Origin of the sequence: Bacillus sp. 3255 (assembly GCF_031456485.1) — a bacterium.
Classification (GTDB): domain Bacteria; phylum Bacillota; class Bacilli; order Paenibacillales; family NBRC-103111; genus Paenibacillus_E.
On sequence record NZ_JAVDUS010000005.1, the window covers coordinates 335,137 to 352,153 of the forward strand.

At 47.6% G+C, this 17,017-nt stretch carries 21 protein-coding genes; 12 read left to right on the top strand and 9 right to left on the bottom strand.

Features of this window, described 5'->3' with window-relative positions; translation table 11 throughout:
• The first annotated feature begins 19 nt into the window (after nucleotides 1-19).
• Genes J2X61_RS10300 through J2X61_RS10315 form a run of 4 tightly spaced genes read left to right on the top strand, consistent with a single transcriptional unit; the run spans nucleotide 20 to nucleotide 3,559 of the window.
• Nucleotides 20-700 carry an SOS response-associated peptidase gene (locus tag J2X61_RS10300; RefSeq protein WP_310187640.1) on the top strand — a complete coding sequence of 227 codons (681 nt, stop codon included), beginning with the start codon at nucleotides 20-22 and terminating at the stop codon, nucleotides 698-700.
• A gap of 31 nt (nucleotides 701-731) precedes the next feature.
• Nucleotides 732-1,895, top strand: coding sequence for a metallophosphoesterase (locus J2X61_RS10305; protein ID WP_310187642.1), 1,164 nt, complete (start codon nucleotides 732-734; stop codon nucleotides 1,893-1,895).
• Nucleotides 1,896-1,900: 5 nt separating this feature from the next.
• Nucleotides 1,901-2,449, top strand: a complete 549-nt coding sequence (locus J2X61_RS10310; protein ID WP_274471214.1) for a hypothetical protein — start codon at nucleotides 1,901-1,903, stop codon at nucleotides 2,447-2,449.
• A 6-nt stretch (nucleotides 2,450-2,455) separates the two neighbouring features.
• Nucleotides 2,456-3,559, top strand: a complete 1,104-nt coding sequence (locus J2X61_RS10315; RefSeq protein ID WP_310187645.1) for a CobW family GTP-binding protein — start codon at nucleotides 2,456-2,458, stop codon at nucleotides 3,557-3,559.
• A 442-nt stretch (nucleotides 3,560-4,001) separates the two neighbouring features.
• Here the strand turns inward: J2X61_RS10315 and J2X61_RS10320 are convergent, their stop codons facing one another.
• Nucleotides 4,002-4,946 (bottom strand): transposase, encoded by a 945-nt coding sequence (locus J2X61_RS10320; protein WP_274471216.1) that lies wholly within the window; start codon nucleotides 4,944-4,946, stop codon nucleotides 4,002-4,004.
• A gap of 320 nt (nucleotides 4,947-5,266) precedes the next feature.
• On the opposite strand from J2X61_RS10320, the gene J2X61_RS10325 reads away from it, so the two are divergent.
• Together J2X61_RS10325 and abc-f are read left to right on the top strand one after the other, a co-directional pair.
• Nucleotides 5,267-5,725: a Fur family transcriptional regulator gene (locus J2X61_RS10325; RefSeq protein WP_274471218.1), complete on the top strand. Its 459-nt coding sequence runs from the start codon at nucleotides 5,267-5,269 to the stop codon at nucleotides 5,723-5,725.
• Between the two features lie 367 nt (nucleotides 5,726-6,092).
• The gene (gene abc-f / locus J2X61_RS10330) at nucleotides 6,093-7,940 is read left to right on the top strand and encodes a ribosomal protection-like ABC-F family protein (RefSeq protein WP_310187647.1); all 1,848 of its coding nucleotides are present in this window, start codon (nucleotides 6,093-6,095) and stop codon (nucleotides 7,938-7,940) included.
• Nucleotides 7,941-7,978: 38 nt separating this feature from the next.
• Here the strand turns inward: abc-f and J2X61_RS10335 are convergent, their stop codons facing one another.
• On the bottom strand, nucleotides 7,979-9,019 hold the full coding sequence (locus J2X61_RS10335; RefSeq protein ID WP_310187649.1) for a polysaccharide deacetylase family protein: 1,041 nt from the start codon (nucleotides 9,017-9,019) through the stop codon (nucleotides 7,979-7,981).
• 91 nt (nucleotides 9,020-9,110) lie between these two features.
• On the opposite strand from J2X61_RS10335, the gene J2X61_RS10340 reads away from it, so the two are divergent.
• Nucleotides 9,111-10,214 (top strand): WD40/YVTN/BNR-like repeat-containing protein, encoded by a 1,104-nt coding sequence (locus tag J2X61_RS10340; RefSeq protein WP_310187651.1) that lies wholly within the window; start codon nucleotides 9,111-9,113, stop codon nucleotides 10,212-10,214.
• On the opposite strand, the gene J2X61_RS10345 is transcribed toward J2X61_RS10340, so the two are convergent.
• The gene (locus J2X61_RS10345; protein WP_274471222.1) at nucleotides 10,215-10,718 is read right to left on the bottom strand and encodes a GNAT family N-acetyltransferase; all 504 of its coding nucleotides are present in this window, start codon (nucleotides 10,716-10,718) and stop codon (nucleotides 10,215-10,217) included.
• A gap of 124 nt (nucleotides 10,719-10,842) precedes the next feature.
• Here J2X61_RS10345 and J2X61_RS10350 point away from each other — a divergent pair, with 124 nt between their 5' ends.
• Nucleotides 10,843-11,130: a hypothetical protein gene (locus J2X61_RS10350; RefSeq protein WP_274471224.1), complete on the top strand. Its 288-nt coding sequence runs from the start codon at nucleotides 10,843-10,845 to the stop codon at nucleotides 11,128-11,130.
• Nucleotides 11,131-11,200: 70 nt separating this feature from the next.
• Here J2X61_RS10350 and J2X61_RS10355 read toward each other — a convergent pair whose 3' ends face one another.
• Both J2X61_RS10355 and J2X61_RS10360 read right to left on the bottom strand, forming a co-directional pair.
• Nucleotides 11,201-11,371: a hypothetical protein gene (locus J2X61_RS10355; protein ID WP_274471225.1), complete on the bottom strand. Its 171-nt coding sequence runs from the start codon at nucleotides 11,369-11,371 to the stop codon at nucleotides 11,201-11,203.
• A gap of 244 nt (nucleotides 11,372-11,615) precedes the next feature.
• Complete coding sequence (locus J2X61_RS10360) at nucleotides 11,616-12,191, bottom strand: TetR/AcrR family transcriptional regulator (RefSeq protein ID WP_310187654.1); 576 nt, start codon at nucleotides 12,189-12,191, stop codon at nucleotides 11,616-11,618.
• Between J2X61_RS10360 and J2X61_RS10365 the strand changes: the two genes are divergently transcribed.
• On the top strand, nucleotides 12,181-12,600 hold the full coding sequence (locus J2X61_RS10365) for an SDR family oxidoreductase (protein ID WP_310187656.1): 420 nt from the start codon (nucleotides 12,181-12,183) through the stop codon (nucleotides 12,598-12,600). The two genes, J2X61_RS10360 and J2X61_RS10365, sit on opposite strands and share 11 nt — an antisense overlap.
• Before the next feature lie 307 nt (nucleotides 12,601-12,907).
• A complete protein-coding gene (locus tag J2X61_RS10370) occupies nucleotides 12,908-13,132 on the top strand; it encodes a hypothetical protein (protein ID WP_310187658.1) in 225 nt (74 codons plus the stop codon).
• Here the strand turns inward: J2X61_RS10370 and J2X61_RS10375 are convergent.
• The 4 genes from J2X61_RS10375 to J2X61_RS10390 form a co-directional block, all read right to left on the bottom strand.
• Nucleotides 13,129-13,455 carry a hypothetical protein gene (locus J2X61_RS10375; RefSeq protein WP_310187659.1) on the bottom strand — a complete coding sequence of 109 codons (327 nt, stop codon included), beginning with the start codon at nucleotides 13,453-13,455 and terminating at the stop codon, nucleotides 13,129-13,131. The genes J2X61_RS10370 and J2X61_RS10375 overlap by 4 nt on opposite strands.
• 171 nt (nucleotides 13,456-13,626) lie before the next feature.
• Complete coding sequence (locus J2X61_RS10380) at nucleotides 13,627-13,869, bottom strand: hypothetical protein (RefSeq protein ID WP_274471231.1); 243 nt, start codon at nucleotides 13,867-13,869, stop codon at nucleotides 13,627-13,629.
• A 483-nt stretch (nucleotides 13,870-14,352) separates the two neighbouring features.
• Nucleotides 14,353-14,508 (bottom strand): hypothetical protein, encoded by a 156-nt coding sequence (locus tag J2X61_RS10385; RefSeq protein ID WP_274471233.1) that lies wholly within the window; start codon nucleotides 14,506-14,508, stop codon nucleotides 14,353-14,355.
• 14 nt (nucleotides 14,509-14,522) lie between these two features.
• Entirely contained in the window at nucleotides 14,523-15,365 is an 843-nt protein-coding gene (locus J2X61_RS10390) for an ATP-dependent DNA ligase (RefSeq protein ID WP_310187661.1), read from the bottom strand.
• Nucleotides 15,366-15,638: 273 nt separating this feature from the next.
• Between J2X61_RS10390 and J2X61_RS10395 the strand changes: the two genes are divergently transcribed.
• Together J2X61_RS10395 and J2X61_RS10400 are read left to right on the top strand one after the other, a co-directional pair.
• On the top strand, nucleotides 15,639-15,824 hold the full coding sequence (locus tag J2X61_RS10395) for a hypothetical protein (RefSeq protein ID WP_274471235.1): 186 nt from the start codon (nucleotides 15,639-15,641) through the stop codon (nucleotides 15,822-15,824).
• A 195-nt stretch (nucleotides 15,825-16,019) separates the two neighbouring features.
• Nucleotides 16,020-17,003 (top strand): thermonuclease family protein, encoded by a 984-nt coding sequence (locus J2X61_RS10400; protein ID WP_310187662.1) that lies wholly within the window; start codon nucleotides 16,020-16,022, stop codon nucleotides 17,001-17,003.
• The last annotated feature ends 14 nt before the right edge of the window (nucleotides 17,004-17,017 follow it).

The window sequence follows — 17,017 nt, forward strand, 5'->3', positions numbered from 1 at the left end:
AGGCAGAGGATGTGCGGCCATGTGCGGACGTTATACCATAACCGTAACGTTAGAGGAGCTAATGCTGCGGTATGATACTTATTACAAATATCCAGCGAGATACAGTCCCAAATACAACGTGGCGCCTGGGCAGCAGGTCATGGCTATCGTCCATGACGGAGAGAAGAACAAGCTGGGCGAGCTGCGCTGGGGGCTTGTTCCAGAATGGGCGAAAGACGAGAAGCTGGGCTACCAGATGCTGAATGCGCGGGCCGAAACAATTGCGGACAAGCCGGCTTTCCGCAAGCCGTTTGAGCGCAAGCGCTGTCTCATTCCGGCAGACTCCTTCTACGATTGGAAAGGAACAGGCAAGCATAAGCAGCCGATGCGCATCATGCTGCGCAGCAAGGAAGTTTTTAGCATGGCGGGGTTGTACGATACATGGACCTCTCCGGAGGGCAAGCGCATATCGACATGTACGGTGATTACGACGGCAGCCAATGAAATGATGGCGGATATTCATGAGCGGATGCCGGTTATTTTGCCGAGGGAAGCGGAATCGGTTTGGCTCGACCGCAGCATAACGAATCCGGAGACGCTGCTTCCGCTGCTGAAGCCGTATTCTTCCGATGAAATGTTCGCCTACCCCGTTTCGAGCCGGGTAGGCAATGTGCGCAACGACGATGAATTGTGCATCGAGCCGCTAAGTCTGCTGCTGTAGGCGGAATCGTAACAAAGAATAGGAGATTGACATGAGCATACGCGCGCTTCTTAGCATCACACTTATACTGGCCATTGTACTCGGCCTCAACGGTTACATTGGCTGGCACGGTCAAGTTTTTCTGTCGAATCAACTCGGTCATTTCTTTCATGCCGGATGGTATTGGCCTGTTTTCTGGGTCGTTGCCTTATCGTATTTGCTGGCATGGGCAGGCTCCAAAGCGCTGCCGGCGGCCGCATCCAGAGTATTGAAAATAATCGGTTCCTATTGGTTCGCCATTATGCAGTTCGGTTTTTTGCTGCTGCCATTAACTGACCTGGCGGCAGGAGTGCTCCATCTGGCAGGCGTGTCATCTCAGACCTACATTCCGTTCCTGGGATGGTTGGCCATAGCAATTATGGTACTTCTCATGCTGCGAGGTTCTTACAATGCACGGAGTCCTATCCTGAGGAAGTATGAGATTACCGTTCCCAAACAAGCGGGAGACTGGAACCAACTGCGTGTCGCCGTTGCATCGGACATCCACTTGGGTTCCATAGTCGGCAACCGCCATCTGCGCAAATTAGTAAAGCATGTGAACAGCTTAAAGCCCGATTTAATTCTTCTGCCTGGGGATGTCATTGATGATGATATTAGGCCGTTTATCCGTTATGATATGGGTACGACCATGCGGGAGCTTCAAGCTCCGCTTGGCATTTATGCCGTACTCGGCAATCATGAATACATAGGCGGCCACATACCTGCTTTTGTGGAACAAATGAACCGAATCGGCATACGCGTGCTCATGGACGAAGTCGTCCATATTCAGGATCGGATGTACATCGCCGGCCGAAAAGACAAGGCGTCCGAGCGAATGGCCGGAGGACGTAAAGAACTGAAGGAACTGCTGACGGGAACAGACCCGGATCAGCCTATTATTGTGCTGGACCATCAACCTTACCATTTGGATAAGGCGGAACAAGCCGGAGCGGATGTCATGCTGTCAGGGCACACCCATCGAGGGCAAATCGCGCCGAACCATTTTATAACAGGAAGGCTTTTTGAGCTTGATTGGGGTTACCTGCGCAAGGGGAGGCTGCATGCGATCGTCTCCTCCGGCTTCGGTACGTGGGGGCCACCGATCCGGCTAGGCAGCCGTTCGGAAATTATTGAGTTAGTCATTCATTTCAAAAGCAACGAGAAAGAAGAGGAGTAGTCGACATGCAAGAAGCAGACAAAAAAACAATTACCCCAACAGAACTGGCAGCCGCCATGCTGCAGTTTACGATGAAAAGCATTGAAAATAGCTGGGATACAATGAAGCCGGCCGCTGCCGCCTATTTGGAAGACCCTGTACTTACGCAGGAAAAAGAAGATGAGCTTATCAAAGAGATTTACATAGCGGCTTTAGCCTTGGAAATTTACTGCATCCCGTATGCATTCGACGAAGGCATCGCTCGCCTCGTAAGCCTGGGGATGGGGGAGGTTATGGCTTCAAGCAACTTGTCCGAGCATCGCTTATCGGAATCCGTCAGTCAACACTATCTTCCGCGCTTGGAAACCGTAAGCTTATCGTCTCCTGCCGATCTCGCTTTAGCCCTGGCCCAAGAAGCGGCAAGTATTTTGTATGACCGATTAGAGCTTCCGCTCAAACCGGCGGAACCGACGAACAGCTTGCTGTGGGTGAAGCTATTTCCTTTTCTCGTTCAGCACGTCGGGAAATGGCCGATTCTATCCACCAATTTCGAAGTTACGACAGAGCGGAGGTAGAGACATTTGGTTGCAACTAAAAGAGTTACCGTGTATATATTATCCGGCTTCCTCGGCAGCGGTAAAACGACCTTATTAACAAGAGCGATCGACCACTTCACCGAAGCGGGACGCAAGCCCGCCGTCATCATGAATGAAATCGGCGAGGTGAATTTGGACGGTCAGCTGCTGGCCGGTGAAGTACCGATGTCTGAGCTGCTGGGTGGCTGCATTTGCTGCTCGAGCCGGGGCGATTTGGCGACAGCTCTCAATGAGCTAGTAACCGAAGAGCGGCCCGACATAATTTTCATCGAGTCTACGGGCATCGCGAACCCGATGGAAATTATCGATGAAGTGACAGACGCTTCCCTGATCATACCTGTAGAGCTCAGAGCGCTTATCACCGTAGTCGATGCCCCTCACCTGCTGGAGCTAAGCCGGACTAGCCGAGGCAAGACTTACCGCCTCATGCAAGACCAAATCCGTACAGCCAACCTGCTGCTCCTGAACAAAACGGATTTGCTGGACAGCCAAGCACTTCAGGAAGTGGATGCCCTTGTGCGTGAGTGGAATCCGTATGCGACCGTTAACTTTACAGTCTTTAGTCAAATCGAAATGAGCCTGCTTGAAGAACTGGAGAACGAGACGATCCCTGCTCCTTCTGATCGACAGTCAACAGTCGATGCAGAGCATGCGCACGATCACGGCCACGGTCACGACCATACCCACGATGACCATAGCCATGACCATGACCATGACCATGACCATGACCATAACCATAACCATAATAACGACCACGACCACGACCATAATCATCACCACCACCAGTCCCACAGTCATGTAATGGCGTATACGCACTTTTTTGAACGGGCTGTAGATAGCAATGCCTTCGAGGAGTTTGTCAGCAAGCTTCCTCAAGAAGTATACCGCGCAAAAGGTATTCTCAGCTTTACCGATACGTCAAGCCGCTTCCTATTCCAATATGCGTACAAGGAAATGGATTTCGTTAAAATTACACCTAAGGGCGAGGTACCTGACGTCGCCGTATTCATTGGAGAAAATTTCTCCAAGGACGCCGTACGCTCAGCATTGCTCCAATTGGAAGCTATGACAGAAACGGCTGCCCAATAAATATTCAAATGAATCCCGGCTTGAAGCCGTGGATTCTTTTTGATTTGCTGCTAAGGAGGTCTCCGCTTGACGTCATGTAACCTCCGGTTCTTCGGCCTTCAGGGCACTATCCCGATGACTCAGAATGAGAGCAGGCGTACCAGAGGTATAGAGCAGACGTACCAGAGGTAGAGAGCTAATGCATCAGAGGCAGAAAGCTGACGTACCGGAGGTTGAGAGCTAACGCACCAGAAGCAGAGAGCTGACGCACTAGAGGCGTAGAAGTGAAATGCAGACCGAATCTTCTTAGCACAAAAATATTGTGTGAATTGCGAGCTGCCTTGGTCGCTACGAAGTAGCATGCTATACCGACATGGAAGGTATGTTTCAGGTCAAAGTAAAGTACACAAAACAGGTTGGAGACTTAGTCTGGTAATGGCAAAGAGGCAAAGAGACGTACTTCTCATGAAAGCGGCGGTGACGGCTGGAAAGGCTGGGGCAGTCCGCTGGAGAGGGCGGGTTTGAGCGCCACCATGTTTTGCGCTACAACGCGTCCAGGATTCGCGCATAAGCGGGTCAAGTGCTGAAAGATGGGAAGATGCTGCAAGGAGAGATTGATTTTGAAGCAGAATTCATCCAAATACAGTTGGAGATGTTTCCTGCCGATACCATGAAAAGTGTCATTAATGAACTTACCTGCCTGAGCAGCATATGCAAGGAGATGTCTGAAACGCTTGGGGTGAAAACGCCCGGTAACAAACTCTACGTTAGCTGCAGTTGACTCGATATGTTGTTTGGAGAAAGCTGTGGCTGCGGCTCGTTGAAGCATTTTGTTACGAACATGCAAAGTGGATACGAGTTTGATTTTGAGATAGGAGGTTTCGCCTTGATCGTTAAGTGAGGAGCCTGCCAAGAGGAAGTGTTGGCTGGGATGGTTGCGAAAATAAGGATTATAGGGTCTTCCGTAGACTGCCGTATTTACTTGGGTGGTACCGGAAAGTAAAATGCTTTGGTCCGCTATATGAATGGCTTGACGAATTTTGTGCAGGATGAGCCAGGCCGTTTTGTACGTCACACGAATGATCCGGGAGAGTGCGACGGCGTTAATGCCTTGTTCTGTTCGAGATACCAAGAAAATAGCCGTTAGCCATTTATGTAAAGAAGTGCGACTTCCTGCCATGATGGTGCCGGCGGTTAGAGAGGTTTGATGGCGGCAACGAAGACACTCGAAAAGAGGAAGCCGACGCGTACGAATCAAATACTCTTGTGTATGAGAGCAATGAGGACAAACGAACCCTGAAGGCCATTTCATATGGTAGAAGAAATCGATGCAAGATTCTTCGGTGGGGAATTGCTGCTGAAGCTGCTCAAGGGTACAAATGGAAGAAAGTTGGAATAGATTGTCCAAGAAGACACCTCCTGGAAGGAACGTTTGTTCTTGTTTATAGTATATCGAACATGTGTTCCTTGTGCAACTGTTTTTTTGTGACAGAGTGGAGCGGAGAAGGCTTGGAAGATGCATGGCGGAGTCTGTACATAGTGACTGAGCTAAAGGGATAGTGCTAAGAAGGGGGACTGAAAGAGATTATGCTCCCGCTCGACTACACCAATTTATGTAAAAAATGATAATAAATAGTTAAAATTCAAGTGAGAAGCGTGGCTCGCCACTTGACGCAGGTGGTCGATTTGCTGCACTATGAGAGTAGAACATTTTATGACAGAGGGGTAATGCAAGTGGGCACTCATACGCACACGATTGACGAGATGCTAAAGGCCATGGCCCAGCAAGGCTGGAGAATTACCGAGCAGCGCAGAAGTTTGGCGACATTATTCGCGGAATCCGGAAGTTATTTATCGCCGAAAGACGTTTATGAATACATGAAAGTCAAATATCCGGGTGTGAGTTTTGATACGGTTTATCGGAACCTTCGTTTGTTGAGTGAAATGGGCGTTCTTGAACAGTTTCATTTGGCAGATGGTTTGAAGTTCAAAGCCAGCTGTTTAAACCATCATCATCATCATATGATCTGTGTGAGCTGCGAGAAGACGGTGACTTTCGAGTTTTGCCCGATGAAGATGGTCAAGGATTTGCCGGAGAGCTTTGAGATTCAGAGCCACCGTTTCGAAATATTCGGCTATTGTGCTGACTGCAAGAAGTCCGCGTCAACTGAGCCGCTACAACATTAAGAAGTCGTGGAACTTTAGGTTCCGCGGCTTTTTTAATTGGCAAAACGATAAAATGAATATAATCATTCGTTCCATTGCGATAAAGATCCGAGGTGTTATAATGGAACCATCATCTTGAAGAATTCGGAGGTATCCTTAGACGATGTGGATCATGTAGCCTAACTCTTCTGCTCTAACGAAAATATTTTCGTTTACAAGCAGACTCTACGTGCATTTGGGTAGAGCGAGTGGGATACGTATGTCTAAAGGATAAGACTCCATCCGGAGGCTTCTTTGCGCATACTTTATTCATGACTTGTTCTTCCTGACCGTAGGCTCTGGCTTACGGTTTTTTTTTGATTTGTGTAAAAAAAGGAGAGATGAGTCTATGACTTTACTTATAAAAGCAATGAATGTGAAGAAGGAGTTTGCCGGGAGGCTCTTATTTGAAGATGTGGGCTTTGAAGTGAGTGCCGGCGAACGAATAACGATTTATGGGCGCAACGGTGTGGGCAAAACGACTCTGCTTCGCGTACTGGCCGGCAAGCTGGAACCCGAGAAAGGAAACGTGGAACGGAGGCTGCCACTGGAGCAGTGGGGAAGGATGGGCCAACTGTCGGAGGAGGATGAGGAGAAGATCACCCTTGTTTATGTGGAGGAGGGCAGTCCGGAGCATAGCGCGGCGAAACGCAGATTGAAGGAGCTGGAGACATGCATGCAGGATGTATCGGCTGCGGAAATGGAAGACGTGTTCGCTGCCTATGAAGAGGCGGCGGAGCGGTATATGCAGCTGGACGGCTACCGCTGGGAAGTTCAGGTGGAACGCAAGCTGTTGGAGCTCGGACTCGGCCGTGAGCTGTGGGAACAGCCGCTTGGCCAGTTGAGCGGCGGACAGAAGACGCGCACTCAACTGGCTCGTCTGATGGTGCTGGAGCCGCAGCTGCTACTGCTCGACGAGCCGACGAATCATCTCGACGCGGCCTCGCTGGAATGGCTCGAGGCCTGGCTCCGCGCCTATCCAGGTACGGTCGTCTTCGTTTCGCATGACCGCCACTTCATGGACCGGGTGGCGACCTCTCTTGTTGAGCTGACGTCAACCGGCAGTCGTAAGTTCCGGGGCGGGTACACGGATTATACCCGCCAGAAAGAGCTGGAGCTGCGAACGCAGGAGCAGCTTTACAGGAAGCAGCAGCGCATGTGCGAGCAGCTGGAGGAGAGCATACGCACGTATCGGCAGTGGTTTCACAAAGGCGAGAAAAGCGCCAGCAAGGCGGAAGTGCCGATACAGCGCGTTTATTTCCAAGCCCGGGCGGGCACGCATGTTTCGCGAATGAACGCGAAAATGAAGGAGCTCGAGCGCTTGGAAGCGGACCGCGTGGAGAAGCCGCGGGAAGCGGCCCAGCTGAAAGTGAAGCTGGGGGCAAGTGAATTCGCGGCGCACTCCCTAGTGCGCCTGGAGCGGGTCGCTTTCGGTTACGGCGACCGCGAGCTGTTCGCTGAGCTGAACCTCAGCGTTGATCGTGGTGACCGTTTGGCCGTGCTCGGCCCGAACGGTACCGGCAAAACGACGCTGCTGAAGCTGCTCGTCGGCGAGCTGCAGCCCGCTGCCGGTCAGGTGCGGCAGCATCCGCAAGCGTCAATCGGTTACTTCTCGCAAGAGCTCGAGCATCTCGATGACGGAGTAACCTTGCTGGACAGCATGTTGGCGCTGCCAGGCATGACGCAAACCGAGGCCCGCACGATTCTGGGCTGCTTCCTCTTCTCCGGTGAGGAGGTGCGCAAGCGCATCGGTGATCTGAGCATGGGCGAGCGCTGCCGGCTCGCCTTCCTCAAGCTGCTCTTCAGCGGCGCCAACTTGCTGGTGCTGGATGAGCCGACGAATTATTTGGATATCGATTCGCGGGAACGAATTGAACAGGCGCTACTGAACTACTCCGGCGCCATGGTCATTGTCTCGCACGACCGCTACTTCATTCGCAAGGTGGCGGCGAAGCTCCTGTGGCTAAGTGCGGAGCGCAGCCCGACGTTCTTCGACGGCACTTACGATGAGTATGCGGAAGCGAGTCAGCGAAGCGAACGCACGCCGGAGCAGCTTGCGCGGGCGAACGAAAGGCGGCAGCTGGAACTGACGCTCGCTCAGCTAATAAGTGAGGGCGAATGGAGCGCTGAGCAGGCAGCCGCTCAATTGCAGCAAATCCGAGTGATCAAGTCCAAGCTCGCGGAGCTGCAAGAATAAGCAAATAAGCCGGGGCGTACCAAGGGTACGCTTCCGGCTTATTTGCTTTTGGCTACATGCAGCAGTTCAGGCACGGTGACGAACGTGTAGCCGGCTGCTTTGAGCTTGGCGATCATTGGGGCGATGGCCTGCACGGTACCCGACAAATCCTGACTCTCCGCTCCTCCGGAGTGCTGCAGGATAATCGAACCCGGCTTCGTTTGCTGCATGATGTTCTGCAGCACCTGATCGGCATTCAGCGACTTCCAATCGAGTGAATCGACATTCCAATTCACGATCAAATAATGATGATCAGCCACCCATCTGACTTGCTCCTCATTGATAGCGCCGTAGGGCGGACGAATTAATTTGGGGGCATAGCCGATGAGGCCCTGCAGTACATTCTCGGTATTCATAATTTGGCCTTGAAACTTGTCCACAGAGAGTGTCGGCAAATTGGCATGGCTGTAGGAGTGATTGCCAATGACATGGCCTTCCCGGGCTATGCGTCTCACGACATCCGGATGAGTGTTGGCTTGGGACCCCAGAACAAAAAATGTCGCTTTCACTTGGCTTGCTTTCAGCGCATCAAGCACCTTGGGAGTGAAACGGGTATCCGGTCCGTCATCGAAAGTAAGGGCAACCTTCTTCTCTTGGCTGGAGCCGCGCAGTTTGAAGGTGTCCGGGTATTTCGCAACCAATTGTGAAAGGGTCAGCTTTTTCTGAGATATGCGGACTTGGCCTTGATTTTTTTGGACGGGTACAGACGGTTTCTTGGATGATTCGGGATGCGCTGATTTCTTAGATGCTTTGGGCGTCGGACTTGGTGTAGCTGCCGTCGGCGCTGATTTTGGCAAGGCTGTTGCCGCAGGTGAAAGTGTTAATGTCGGTATAAGTGTTGGCACGGGTGTTTCTGATGGACTTGCCGGCGGTTCTGTGTCAAAGACGCTTTCATCGTTGCTTGACGATGCAGATAGCTCTTGATCATCTGCATGTGTGTGCTGTACAGAATGCTGATCGTGATATGGCTTGCTTTTGGGCACAGCGCAGCCGGCCGTTAGCAGGCATGCGATGGCAGCAGACCAAACCCATTTGGTCATGGCAATTCCCCTCCGAGCATTGTGAATATGCTCTATTTTCTGTTAAGAAGGGGCATCCTATCCTGTGAAATAAAGGAAAGCTAGGCTTGGCATGAACTATTTCGTGCCGCCGACCGTCATTACATATACCAAAAGCCGACAGGAAAGGGGTGAGGATATGATTACGCTGTTGAACAACAGAAAGCTGGTGATTATGATCATCGTGTTACTGTGTGCAGGCTGCTTTCATGAAACATCCTCAACACCTTCACCAGGCGGCAAGAAATCGCTGCAAGACAAACAAGCAACGGAGTTTGCGGTCGTTCCAGGAGAAACCATACAAATTCATGATAAAAACGGATCACAAAGAACCGCTACAAGCGCTCCAGCTAAAGGAATTGTTTTCGTTGATGAACTCCATGGTTACGGATGGGGTTCCCCGGAAAATGGGACATCGCCGTTCATGCGGACGAGCGATGGCGGAATGAATTGGTTGCATGAGCGTGGGGTGCCGGATGCAAAGTCAACCGCGTCGATTAGTTTTCTGGACGCGCGAATCGGTTGGATGCTCACCAGCGAGTTCGCGGGTATGCAATCGGAACTTCGTTTAACGGCCGACGGCGGCCGGACTTGGGAAGTGATCGCTAAGAATTTGCCGGGTTTAGAGGGAAGTACAAATACGGCATTTTTTCGTTTTTTTGATCGTCAGAAGGGATTGATTGCTGTACAGAGCGATAAAGGGGTTGTGTTGCTCCGTACCCAAGATGGAGGAATTACTTGGCTGGCGTCAAATCGCATTGCGCTCCCCGGAGAGGGTTTGATGACGTTCCTTTCACCCAATGAGGGGTGGTTGATTAGTAAGCGCAAAGAGTTGGCGACGCTTTATCATATGCGGGATGGAGAAACGTGGGAGGAAGCGGGGGGAATCTCCACCGCCTTGGCTCCACAGGCCATCTCGTTCGCAGATGCCGAACACGGATTCATGATCCTGCAATCGAATCTGGTGAGCCCTGAGAAGCCGTGGGAGAGGCTGCTGCTTCGTACGGTGGATGGCGGCATAACGTGGAGCCAGCATGCTTTCCCCGCCGCGTTCCTTCCGGCCGATGCTGGTGTACAGCTCAGTTTTCTTACCTCTTCGATCGGATGGCTCTGGGATGCAAAGCATGTGTGGCGATCGAAAGACGGAGGTTTGAGCTGGCAGATGCTCGAGCCTTAACTAAGAAATGATTTTCTGATAGGTGACAATATCGAGAAACTTGCCCCATTTGAAGCCGACCTCGCGGAAATGCGCGCATTGACTATAGCCATTCTTGGAGAACATATGAATACTCGGCTTGTTTTCCGCGCAAATTGTTGAGATGAGAGAGTGGAAGCCGTGCTCCTTGGCAAATGCTTCAATAAACTGGATGGCGGCTGAGCCGACACCTCTGCCAACGCAAGACGGCTGCAAATAAATGGTTACTTCGCCGGTAGTCGAATAAGCTTGCTTTTTCTTATGCGGCATCACTTGCACGTAACCTTGCAGCTCGTCGTCGTCGTCCAAAGTAATGACGTAGGTTTGAAACCGAGGATTTGTGTGGACAACGCTTTCCGTGAATTCGCTAAGCTCAACGGGTTCGGTGTGGAATGAAGCGGTGGAGTTCATCACGAAATAGTTATATATGTCCATTAAGGCAGGAATATCGGAAGATTCCAACGGTTTAAAATGAATGGTAGACATGATAGACTCCTTCTCTTTGGATTTCAAATAGACATCTAGCGGCTTTCCATGTATCTTAAATATAATATCTTAGTATGAATAGAAGATAAAGTGTGATGAAGCACAGGAAATTAGGGGGAGTCGCATGTCGGGCAATTCAAGCTACATCCTGGTAATCGTCGTCGGCATTATTTTACTCGCGGGACTCACATTCATGAATCTACGCAAAATTAGCAAATCTACTGCCGATTTGACACAACTGAAAAGAAGAACGCTGCTATGGAGCGAAATCTCACTCGCGCTGTTCGTCATGCAGTTCTTTTTCCGCGATCGGCAGGGTGGTTTCCTGATCTTCTTCGGGATTCTGACGCTCTTCACAGGCGCTCACTATCTCGGGGTTTTGTATTATTCGAAGAAAAGAAAAAATGATTAAGCGAAGAGACTTCCTCTCTCAGCGGTTCGTTCATTCGAATGCTGGACGGAAGTCTCTTTTGTATTTGGGCTTAGTCGTTGTTCCAACTGGTTGGTTGTGTTTTGGGCGCTCTTAGCTTGTGGTACCATTTTCTCTTCTTCTTCTGTTCAAGTAAAGTCTTCAGCTGGATCATAAGAAGTTTGGCTCTGTCCTCGTCGGCGTATTTGCCGCGCAGGCGTTCATAAATCGTAGGATCTTGCATCGGAATTTCATACCTTCTTTTCTGACTGTAAGATGAATGTGAATAAAAAAAAGGGAATGTATGTTCTTGTCTGCTAGTATAACACACTTAACAATGAGATGCGAATAAAAATATTCCTGTTTTCGGTAAGCGCTTGGATCCGTCCCTTGGGATTATGCAAGATATCGGATTTCGCGTAGTGTATCAAAGAAATACCTCAAGCATTAGCGGCGTCGTGCTGCGGCAGCGCAATCGTTAATAATGCTTACTCAGGATAAATTTGATTCTTCTCAAATAAATTCCGAACCTGATCGGCCATAAATTGTGTGGAATGCGGCATTTGATGACGGATCCACCACTCCACAATGCCAATGAAAGCGGAGGCCATGAATTGAGCTTTTAACTCACTGTCGACATCGGGCTTGTTGTCGTGTCTTTTCATTTTCATCATCAGGTTGACGGAGATAAAATTGAGCAATTGTTCCCGGAATAGAAAGACTCTTTGATTGGAAAACATAGCAGAGAAAAATGGGAAATTGTCGCGAAAAAAATCAAAAACCGGTTTGGGGTCATGGACCATCCCTTGACTAACCGTATCAGTCTCCCGATTCTTGCACAATGAGATCAACTCATTGATGTGATCTTCAATACATGTGTCCAAGAGGTCATATTTGTCTTTGTAATGCAGATAAACGGTGCCGCGGTTCACATTGGCACGCTCGGCAATCTCATTGATGGTGATTTGCTCAAAATCCTTTTCCGAAAAAAGCGCTAGAAACGCCTTCGTAATAGATTGCTTGGTTCGCAGAATGCGGCGGTCGGTTTTAACAATGCTGTCCATTCCTTCAATACCTATCAAAGGCGTTCTATACGGCATCGCCGCGGTACTGCCAACCATGCGGGAGCAGCAGTCCGGTCACATCATTAACCTGTCCTCTACATCGGGTTATCAGGTGTCACCGACATCCGCCGTATACGCGGCCACCAAATTCGCAGTTAGAGCCATCTCGGAAGGATTGCGTCTGGAAGAGTCTGCGACCTCGGGTATCCGATCTACTGTGATTGCTCCAGGTTTGACGAACACCGAAATTTTTGACAGCATAACCAGCCCGGAAGTGCAGACAATAGCCAGTCAGCTAAGCGGCAAAGGGATTTCTCCTTTCAGTATAGCTAGAGCTATCGCGTTTGCTATTAATGAACCTGATGACACGTTAATCAGCGAGATTATGGTTAGGCCGGCTGCTTTGTAAGTATTTATAAAACAAAACAGAAGAGTGTAAATGCCTAAAGAGTCGCGTAATGCGGCTCTTTTGTAAGTGATGAGAAGTCTTTTGGAAAGTGTGCAAGCGATCTCTAAAGGACTTTTAAAATCATGTGAAGAATAGAAATATTTGTAACTATAAATTGAACGAGGTGGTTTGGTGGAATTAATTGTGATGGTTATCATTATGTTTGTTATTTTTTCTTTAATCGGTATGTACAGCAAGGATAAACGCAGAAGAAGTCATTATAGCCATCATCACAATGATAGCTCCAATTTCCTTCAGAATTCTTCGGATGATTCGAACCGACATCAACAACATCATCATCATAACCAACATCATAACCATCATGATCATAACCATCACAGCAGCCCCCATGATCATCATGGCAATGATTCCTCCAGTGGGGGCGGGAGTGATAGCGGGAGCGGCAGCAGCGATTAAACATGTGAGCCAATCTGGCTCTCTTTTCTATTTGATTTGTGGAAAGTTCAATCTAACGGCCATTTTCAACAATTAATTACCATCCAAATCCGCGCGGCATGTCTCTGGTGTTGTATCTACCTTAATACGGTCATTGAAATCTTTAACTTCATCAGTAATTGCTAAAGTATCCTTCGTTGTATGCTGATTAAGCTCATTGGTTATATCCATAGATGTTTGCTTGTCCGATTGAGTCATCTTGTTCACATCTCCGACCTTTTGATATTTGGCATAAAACCGTTGAAAACCTTTTAGCTGCTGACCAGCTATTTGTCCAATTTTCTGATACCGCCACCAAGAGACTGCATTGCATGTAGCGAGATTTCTATTTCTGGCTGTAAAGGTATTACTGTTTGCCATCTTGGTGTAGTCCTATCGTGTGGAGTGAACGGGATTCTTATGTATTTAAAATATTGCACTGTAATAGCTAACACTAAAGCGAACAGTGAAAAAACTTGGCTGCAAGTATGGTGCTGCTTGAGTGAATAATGGAAAGGAGACGTACGACATATTCGCACGCCTCCGTATAAACTATTTGTGATTATATCCTCCTTGCCAGTTACCATGATGCCCTTGGTGGTAGTGACCATGCGAGCCTCCGCCATGGTGGCCATGCCACTGACCACCATGCCAACCGTGATATGGGTAGTGGTGCGGGTGGTATTGCGGATATGGAATGGGATAAATGATAACTGGCTGATGGTGCATATGCGGATGATACATGTGCGGATGTTGATGATAAGGATTATAATTATAGCTTTGGTTGTAACTCATTGAATAATCTCCTCCTAATTCTGATACATCAACCTATGCGGAGTTTTTATAATCGGATGCTTGACTTTAACTCTTTGGGCGTGGCAAATCGAAAAGCCTATTGTTTCAGTTGTTCGGAAATATGAAACCTTTTGGCGGACGTTATCCTGGTATGGAATAAGGCTAAATAGCAAATCGCCAAACATTTTATGTTTGACGATTCTCTTAAAGATATTACATACTGCTTGTCCAAGGGGACATATGATTGGTTATTGAAAATGAAAAGACCAATTTTACTCTATAACTTCGGAGCAATATGCAAAAACTTTTGACATGACATCTCTTTCATATTCATTTTTTACATAAAAGCAGTGACGTTTCCAATCTAGAAGTCGGAGAGCTCCGTCAATATCACCAGCCATTGTATCATTAAACGCGGCCTCAACCTGTTCCATAGAAGGTACTCGTTGATGTTTACGGTAAAAACCAATAATTTTTGACAATTCACTGCTCTTGAACTTCATCGATTAAAAAGTATGCCTCCATATTTCTGTCAAAAACAACGATTTGGTCATTTATATCATAATCCATATCATTCACTTCTAAATGACTCAACGTTTTTTCTTCGCTTGTCTCCTTATGTCTAACTCTGTATTCCATAAATGTCACCACCCCTAAATGATAAATTCCTCAAAAACTGGAAGCCGCATGGTACCAGAGCTATACCAATCCCTGAATTTAACCTTGCACCTCACCACTGGCTTGATAAAAACGTATTCTTTGCTCTCACCGCATTTAAAAGAATGAAATATGGGCATCATGGATTCCCGGGCAGACTGGGTTATTCCAAGCTCCATGGTGCCGATCTGGCGAATACGTTCACCCTCTGGATAGCCGAGCAGCCATGAACTTTCTTTCTTGCTGTAACCGGTTATGTATACCACTTCTTTTTGGTAGTTAATAACCTTCTGCCATGACCAGGATCGTACGCCCTTCTCATATTTCGAGTCTTTTTTCTTTATCACAATACCTTCAAGTCCATGCTGACATACGATTTTGAAAAATTCCTTTGCACTTCCTTTAATGGGCCGAACAATTCTATAATGTTCCGTCTCTTGAAGTGTCTCTTCAAGCAGCTGCTTGCGCCGAATTAATGGTAATCCAGTTACGTCTATGCCTCGGTGGTATAGAATGTCAAAAGCCATGAATACAACTGGTTTGCGCTTCTTGCTCGACCGGAAGCCTGAATTTGTTGCTTCGAAGTCCGCTCTTCCATGTTCATCCAGTACAACAATCTCTCCATCGAGAATAGTCCCTTTAGGAATCGGCGGATGATGGAGCTCCGGATATTTTGCAGTTGCATTCGTGTTCTTTGTGTAAAGGTTAAACTCATCCATATTCGATACAATCAATCGAATGCCATCCCACTTCAATTCGGCGAAAGTGGAACTACCATCAAACGGATCGTTGTTCTTGGCATATTGGAGAAGCATTGGAGGAATAAACATTTTCTTCATCACCTAAAATAATGGTACCACCCCAGAACTAATTGTGACTATTGGGATTTAAAGGGAAGTCTTTTGCGCCAACAATGATCGATTCCAGAACAATTATTGATAAAACAATCGTTGATAGGGTAAGAAGAGAATACGAGGGAGTTGTATTTCAAACAGAAATAAAGCGAAGAAATAGAATCAAGGAGTTTTCTATTACAGGCATACAGGAATACAGTAATACGGATACATCGGCACTTAGGAATTATAGAAATTTTGTCGAGGAGCTGGAGCGGCGTGTCCAAGCGTGATGCGATTGATCAGTTATTAGGAAAACGGTGTAGTCAAGGAATACAGGAAACTGTAAATACAGGAATACAGAAACCTGTGAATAAGAAAAAAGCAACATTTGATTTCAACGATCACGGTCGAATAGGCCTGTGGGGATTTGTTCATTTTAGCGGACACCGGGCGCAATCTTAATGCTCTTTCTAAAACCAATCCCCATAAGTTACTCCTCCGATATTTATTAATGATATATAAAAGTTAGTAAACCAATGCAGGGTACGATGAGCATATTATACCATCGTACTAGGTCTAAAGATACAAAATATTACTTTAAAGGTCGAATTTAGTATGATAGAATGTACATCTAATACAAAATAGGTGGGGGCTTCCATGTCACAACAGAAATGGTATCAAACAACTTGGTTTTTAGTTTTATTATGCTTAATTGCACCATACATCGGAATTTTCATTCTGATGAAGAGAACAAAGAACAAACTCCTTCTTGGCTGTGTAACTGTCTGGGCCTTAATTATTATCATTAGTACTTTTACTAATAAGAAAGAGGAGATTAAGCCTTTAACTGCAAGTACTACAGTCCTGGAGTCATCTGATGCGAAAAAGAAAGATGAATTAATAGCAAAGCAAGCTGCAGAAATTGCAGCCTTAAAAAAAGCTAAAGAGAGTCCTGCTACACAAGCAGCAACTACTATACAGCCAGCCGCCTCCCCAGCAGCAGAAACGAATAAATACATAACTGCAAAAGTGACAAAGGTTGTAGATGGAGACACAATTGATGTATTGATTGGGGACAAAAAGGAAACAGTTCGTTTTGTCTTAGTAGATACACCTGAAACTAAGCATCCCTCTAAACCAGTGGAACCTTTTGGTCCGGAGGCATCCAAGTTTACAACCGAATTACTTGATGGTAGAGAGGTTAAGCTTGAGAAAGATGTTTCAGAACGTGATACTTTTGGCCGTTTGCTAATGTATGTTTGGCTAGATGATAAGATGGTAAATGAGTTGCTTTTAGAGAAAGGATTAGCTCGAGTAGCAGTTTATCAACCAGATGTGAAGTACATAGACCACTTTAGGGAGATTCAAAAAAAAGCACAGCAAGCAGGGATTGGTATATGGAGTATAGAAAACTACGCCAAAGATGATGGATATCACCCAGAAGTAGTTAAGAAAGCAGAAGAACCTGTGAAGGAAGCACCAAAAGAAACACAGCCTACAAAAGCACCAGCAACTAACTCAAATGTGAGTTATCCTAACTGCTCCGCAGTTAAAGCGGCAGGCAAAGCCCCACTTCATCGCGGTGACCCTGGGTACAGCAGTAAGTTAGACCGAGATAATGACGGCGTGGCATGTGAATAGGATAGCAACATAAA

What these genes read in the sequence shown, in the direction of transcription:
- J2X61_RS10360 (WP_310187654.1), bottom strand. Translation starts at nt 12,191, where the DNA reads ATGGACAGCATTGTTAAAACCGACCGCCGCATTCTGCGAACCAAGCAA.
- J2X61_RS10310 (WP_274471214.1), top strand. Translation starts at nt 1,901, where the DNA reads ATGCAAGAAGCAGACAAAAAAACAATTACCCCAACAGAACTGGCAGCC.
- J2X61_RS10350 (WP_274471224.1), top strand. Translation starts at nt 10,843, where the DNA reads ATGTCGGGCAATTCAAGCTACATCCTGGTAATCGTCGTCGGCATTATT.
- J2X61_RS10345 (WP_274471222.1), bottom strand. Translation starts at nt 10,718, where the DNA reads ATGTCTACCATTCATTTTAAACCGTTGGAATCTTCCGATATTCCTGCC.
- J2X61_RS10305 (WP_310187642.1), top strand. Translation starts at nt 732, where the DNA reads ATGAGCATACGCGCGCTTCTTAGCATCACACTTATACTGGCCATTGTA.
- J2X61_RS10355 (WP_274471225.1), bottom strand. Translation starts at nt 11,371, where the DNA reads ATGCAAGATCCTACGATTTATGAACGCCTGCGCGGCAAATACGCCGAC.
- abc-f (WP_310187647.1), top strand. Translation starts at nt 6,093, where the DNA reads ATGACTTTACTTATAAAAGCAATGAATGTGAAGAAGGAGTTTGCCGGG.
- J2X61_RS10375 (WP_310187659.1), bottom strand. Translation starts at nt 13,455, where the DNA reads ATGGCAAACAGTAATACCTTTACAGCCAGAAATAGAAATCTCGCTACA.
- J2X61_RS10325 (WP_274471218.1), top strand. Translation starts at nt 5,267, where the DNA reads ATGCAAGTGGGCACTCATACGCACACGATTGACGAGATGCTAAAGGCC.
- J2X61_RS10400 (WP_310187662.1), top strand. Translation starts at nt 16,020, where the DNA reads ATGTCACAACAGAAATGGTATCAAACAACTTGGTTTTTAGTTTTATTA.
- J2X61_RS10335 (WP_310187649.1), bottom strand. Translation starts at nt 9,019, where the DNA reads ATGACCAAATGGGTTTGGTCTGCTGCCATCGCATGCCTGCTAACGGCC.
- J2X61_RS10300 (WP_310187640.1), top strand. Translation starts at nt 20, where the DNA reads ATGTGCGGACGTTATACCATAACCGTAACGTTAGAGGAGCTAATGCTG.
- J2X61_RS10365 (WP_310187656.1), top strand. Translation starts at nt 12,181, where the DNA reads ATGCTGTCCATTCCTTCAATACCTATCAAAGGCGTTCTATACGGCATC.
- J2X61_RS10380 (WP_274471231.1), bottom strand. Translation starts at nt 13,869, where the DNA reads ATGAGTTACAACCAAAGCTATAATTATAATCCTTATCATCAACATCCG.
- J2X61_RS10390 (WP_310187661.1), bottom strand. Translation starts at nt 15,365, where the DNA reads ATGAAGAAAATGTTTATTCCTCCAATGCTTCTCCAATATGCCAAGAAC.
- J2X61_RS10385 (WP_274471233.1), bottom strand. Translation starts at nt 14,508, where the DNA reads ATGGAATACAGAGTTAGACATAAGGAGACAAGCGAAGAAAAAACGTTG.
- J2X61_RS10340 (WP_310187651.1), top strand. Translation starts at nt 9,111, where the DNA reads ATGAACTATTTCGTGCCGCCGACCGTCATTACATATACCAAAAGCCGA.
- J2X61_RS10370 (WP_310187658.1), top strand. Translation starts at nt 12,908, where the DNA reads ATGATTCGAACCGACATCAACAACATCATCATCATAACCAACATCATA.